This is a genomic window from Nodularia sp. LEGE 04288 (assembly GCF_963896525.1).
Classification (GTDB): domain Bacteria; phylum Cyanobacteriota; class Cyanobacteriia; order Cyanobacteriales; family Nostocaceae; genus Nodularia.
The window spans coordinates 1-5,162 of sequence record NZ_CAWQOY010000054.1 but is presented as its reverse complement, the minus strand read 5'-3'; the positions used below and the strand labels follow the sequence as shown (position 1 = coordinate 5,162).

Annotated in this window: 3 protein-coding genes; 1 reads left to right on the top strand and 2 read right to left on the bottom strand. The window is 40.9% G+C overall.

Translation table 11 applies throughout. The annotated features are described in order from the left end of the window. Positions 1 to 40 precede the first annotated feature (40 nt). Positions 41 to 805 (bottom strand): serine O-acetyltransferase, encoded by a 765-nt coding sequence (gene cysE / locus AACX33_RS04270; protein WP_193998652.1) that lies wholly within the window; start codon positions 803 to 805, stop codon positions 41 to 43. A gap of 180 nt (positions 806 to 985) precedes the next feature. Continuing rightward, a complete protein-coding gene (locus AACX33_RS04265; protein ID WP_193998651.1) occupies positions 986 to 1,477 on the bottom strand; it encodes a hypothetical protein in 492 nt (163 codons plus the stop codon). Positions 1,478 to 1,917: 440 nt separating this feature from the next. On the opposite strand from AACX33_RS04265, the gene AACX33_RS04260 reads away from it, so the two are divergent. Next, on the top strand, positions 1,918 to 5,106 hold the full coding sequence (locus tag AACX33_RS04260; RefSeq protein ID WP_193998650.1) for a hypothetical protein: 3,189 nt from the start codon (positions 1,918 to 1,920) through the stop codon (positions 5,104 to 5,106). Positions 5,107 to 5,162: the final 56 nt, after the last annotated feature.

The following is a 5,162-nucleotide window of genomic DNA, read 5'->3' as shown; positions in this document are numbered from 1 at the left end:
ATAAGAGACAGCTGCCTCTTCTCCCCCTGCCCCTGCCTCTTTAAATCCCTGCACCATCGAGAAATTGCTGAATGGCTTTATCTCTGAGGCTACACAAGGGAGCATCTTTTAACAAATCACTTTCGGGAGAAACTACAGAAACGGCCAAAACATGAGTTTTCCCAGACGATTGATTGTTTTGGAGATTTTGGATTTGTTGTTCCAAGGATTCAATTCGATCAACTAAGGCACGAATGACTTCAGCTTCTGAATCTGGCAAGTTGTTGTGTTCTAGGGGAGCAACTCGCGCACCAGAACGATAGACAATTCGACCGGGTACGCCTACCACTGTGCAATCAGTCGGCACATCCCGGAGAACAACTGATCCAGCGCCAATGCGGACATTATTGCCAATTTGAATATTGCCCAGCACCTTTGCACCGGCTCCAACTACGACATTTTCCCCGACTGTGGGATGGCGCTTGCCGGTTTGTTTACCAGTTCCGCCAAGGGTGACACCTTGATAAATCAGGGTATAATCACCCACTATCGCCGTTTCACCAATTACCACGCCCATACCGTGGTCAATAAACACACCCTGCCCAATTGTTGCGCCTGGATGGATTTCGATTCCCGTCAAAAATCTAGCTGTGTGAGAAATCAAGCGGGGAAAAAATGGGAGTCCAAGATGATGCAGCCAGTGAGCCAGCCGATGGAATAGCAGGGCTTGCAAACCTGGGTAACAAAACAAGACCTCTAACCAGTTACGGGCAGCGGGGTCACGTTCAAATATGATGCGAAAATCAGCACGTAGTCTAGATAGCACGAGATAGGACCCTCGGAAAGCAAAACGAGCTACTATCTCATAATATCGTTCCTGGGTCAACGCTGAAAGTTGGGGAGTAGGAAGAGGCAGAGGTGCAGGGGGCAGGGTGCAGGGGGGAATTGGACTCGGAGCAAAATTTTTATCCCTTTTTCCCGTTCTTGTTTTCTGGCGATTGGGGAGTTATTTCTGCTGCACCGTCAGAGTATAGTTACGCCTCAAGCCAGGATTAAAAGTACCTACCCAAATCCGATAAGTACCACTTTTAAAGTCTTTGTCTTCAATGCTGGCATCTTTGTTTGTCCCAGTGTCATCGCCGCAGTGAATTGTTTTGTCGTCTGGGCCTTGGATGAGTAAGGTGGTGTCATACTCGCCACTGTTGACTTGTATGTTCAGCTGATCAAAGTCTTCTTCCAAGGTCAGAATGTGATCTGGTTGGGGGTCAGCAAAACCGACGCAGGGATTTCTATGGCGATCGCGTCTGCTAATCTCGGACAGGGAGTAAGAACCACCTGTGTGACCAGTAACTGTTCCTTCTGCTGGTTCAAAACCCGGTGATAGACTGAATTTACCAAAATGTGATGTTTCTGCTATTGCTGGTGTAGCTGTAATGGCGGCAATAATCGCTACCATCCAGCTACCTCGAAAATGATGCCGGGGGCGACGGTATTCCATAAGTAGCCCTCCAACAGGCTTTATCTTGATGATATATACAACATTTGATTGTGCAACAATTCCAGATAAATTTTTAGACAATAGGTAACTTTCACAGTAGGGATCAAAGTAAAAATGTCACAAAACGTTGATGAATTTAGTTTATGGCAATTACCAGCTTGATGAGCTACACAATTACAGCTATTTTCAGGTAAATGAAATACACAAAGGAATTTAACCCCTCGGAGAGTGTTGTATGCAATGTCTCTAGATGGTGGTCTAATTTATTGAAAATTGTTGTAATTAACACAGATATTTTTGTAGCTGACTATACCTGGGGCTGCCATAACTTGACAAATTACTTATACTTAAGTTATTTAATGGAAAGGTTCCATTTGTGCCAACTTGATCGTTGAAGCAAGTGAAGCAGTCAACAGGCTGGTGTAAAGGATAAAGTAAATATGTCGTCAGATCAAATTGGTAGTGCCAAAATTCAGGCAAGCTCACCTAAACCTTCTATTGACCTAGCAACGCTGGTAGAATTACTAGCTAAATCTATTCCCACTAAAGAAAATAGAACAAATATAACTAGCTTAGATCCTGTCTACAAGCAGGCGTTTGATTTCGATAGTCAAAAGCAACAGTTACGGCTTTGTAGTTCAGCAGTTTTACGGAGGCTATTTCGACTATCAGATTTCAAAGAAGCTTTTAACCCCGAAGAAGGTAGCGGGTTTATTCAAGATTTGGAATTATCAGGATTTGGAACTAAGTCCCTGGTTGGTGGTAACTTAACAGAAAAAAGTACAGTTAGGCTATCTGCTGCTGTAGATAAGTTAATAGCAGCTATTGATCAAGAGCTTGAGGCTGCATTACCCCAAGAAAATTCATTGTCAACACTGTTGCTAGATCAACCGATTAAACAACTTCAGCAACTAGCAAAAAATACAGGGGCTTATTTTCAGCATAAACCACAAACAGCTAACCTTGTGCCGATTGCTTTCCCTGATGCTGAGGCTAAGATTAATATCAAAAATAAGTCTGTCGCCAAGGTAATTTTAGCTCGTGAACAAATTGATGCTGATGATTACTTTGAACGGATGTGTAGTGCAGTTAGGGACTATGTGCAGAATCAGCTAGATTGGGATGAAGATGATATTGAAGCAGCTATTGATAGCTTACGTGCAGAGCGAGATAGAACAGATAGCCAATTAACTCGATTTCTTAACTTTTTAGATGATGAAGCCTTAGCACGGGTAAGACAGACAATTACCCTGCGGATTATGGAGGCGATCGCTCAATATAGTCCCACGAATAGTCAACCCAAACACCAGCTTTTAGCAGAATATGTCCATCGTGTCAGCAATTTACTCACATCTGCAACAGAAGTCGGTTACAGCGTTGATTTAACGGATGGTTTTGGCGTTGGTGCTGAATTTGATTTATCAGAATACTTGAATAAAGCAACTTTCTATTACTGTCTCCCAGTTTGGGCGGAATGGGAAACTCAAATCTTCGAGGAAAAAACCAGAAATCAGCAAGGAACGAGTTATGGGGTAGTCCGCGAGGTTAGCTATCGCTTTCGGATTAATGGTAATAATCCTGAGCAGCAGAAATCCGCTTTTTTAGCACGACTTGACAAAATTGAAGAAGAACTAAAAACAGATGATAAAACAGTAGCCCAAAACCCTTGGAGAGTATGTCGTCGCCTAGCTGAACTGATTTTTTTAAGAATTGTTATTCCTCTTAAAGATGAAGAAGGAATAAGTGCAGAAGCTTTACCTAATTTTGTTGAAAAAATCATCACAGAGATGAAAACATCTTCTAAGACAGATATCCAACAAGTTATAGCGGATTTACGAAAACGTGAGTCTTCAATGCAAACAATTGCTTCTAGTTTAATTGATGTACTCAAAACCAAAGGTGAAAAAGTTATTTCCCAGGTGCAAAAGCAATCTTCTCAACAATTTATTTGTGTCAAACGGAGCATTATTGAATGGTCACGTTTAGAAGGTGCAGAATCTGGAGTCAGGGATTTACTTAAAAGTTCTCCTCAAACTAGCCGTGAAAATGTCGAATGGTTTAAACACATTGAAATTTGCAATACTCCTGAAACACCAGGGCTTTTATTTTCTGTTCATGTAACTACAGATATTTCTGAACATGATTTAGTAACCAAAGGCGATAGCTATCCAATTCAAGCCCAAAGGTTATTAACACAAAAACTGCTGCAAATTATTTGGGTTCCTCGCTCTTTCTCTTTTAATAAAGAAGAAAAACAATGGAAGTATGAATTATCTCCCAATGCTGGTCATGTTGGAGAATGGACTTTACCAGCAGCAGTCATCATTGATTATGACGCTGAACTTTTAAATCGTAACAAACAAAAAAGGGATGAAAAAAATAAACAATATCATGCGGCGGCTGTTGCTGCTTTTACAGTATTGGTTTACTGCTGTTTATGGCGGATTATTGATAAATTAAACCAAAGCAGGAAGTCTGATTTTACTACCTTAATGCTACGACTCCAAGAGCAAGGTAAAACTACTGACGAAACCAGTGGTGATAATTACGTCTATGCAGCAGCCCAAACTTTAGAAGCGATATTAGCTGAAGATACTAATATCAGAATGCAAGGAGTTATTCTCGACAATTTGGCTAAACAGAATAAAAGTACTAAATTTATAAAAGGAAATATTTTTAATGCTTTATTAAGTGCTTTTCCTTTGGCTATTAGTACACCAGTACCTCCAGAAGTACCAAAAATTGGTTTAATTTCCTATGCAACTCGTCCTTGTAATGAGGCTGTTGACTTAAATCCAGAAGAAAAAGGTTATCTTTTTCTAACTCAAAGTTATACTGCTACTGCTGTAGTTAATCCTGTTTCTGGTTATGAACTCAAAGCGGAAAGAATCCAGTCTGATATTGTTGATTCTCCAGAACAGTTGAAAAAGCAACGCTTAGTACAAGAAGAAATTCGTTATCTAAAAAACCAAGGCTGTGAGCATATTATTTTGCTGTCTCATGCTTATCGTGGTCGCAGGTTTAACCGCACAGCAGATTACAATTCGGCTTTAACACCGAAGGAATTTTTAGAAGATGTTTTTCAAACTTTTCCTGATTTAAATATTTATACTATGCTGCGGGATGTATTCCCAGCGACAAGATTACAAAACCGCGCTAAAGGTGAAGCTGCATTTGAAATTTTACACGCAGCAGATCACACTAATTTTTTGCATTCTGTAGAAACTGTTCGGGTGCGAGATGTAATTCCGGTTTACACTTTTGCGACACTGTTTGCAGTTCAAGAACAGGAACGGCCACAGTCTGGTTTTTGTGTCTATTTTCTAGTGTCTGACCAACGGGTAAGTGATATTACTTGGACAGAACGCGCTCGCCAACATCTTGTGAATGCAGAGCAAAATTCTCCTGTTAATCCTTGCTTAATTGCTGTTTTGCGGGGGTTACATTTTATTGAAGCGGAACGTGGACAACTGATTCCCGTTTTAGATCCTTTTCGTTGGATATCACCAAATACTGTTGAGGCGGCGGGAGAGGTGGAAGTATTACATAATCGGCGCAAAGGTAAGGTGTATCTCAGCTATCCGGCTTTACTAACTCATATTTCTCAAGTTCTGCACCGCAGGAAGTAATATTATGTCTGTTTAATTAGTTAGGATTACCACAATCATAAAACCCCACCCCCAAC

What these genes read in the sequence shown, in the direction of transcription:
- AACX33_RS04265 (WP_193998651.1), bottom strand. Translation starts at nt 1,477, where the DNA reads ATGGAATACCGTCGCCCCCGGCATCATTTTCGAGGTAGCTGGATGGTA.
- AACX33_RS04260 (WP_193998650.1), top strand. Translation starts at nt 1,918, where the DNA reads ATGTCGTCAGATCAAATTGGTAGTGCCAAAATTCAGGCAAGCTCACCT.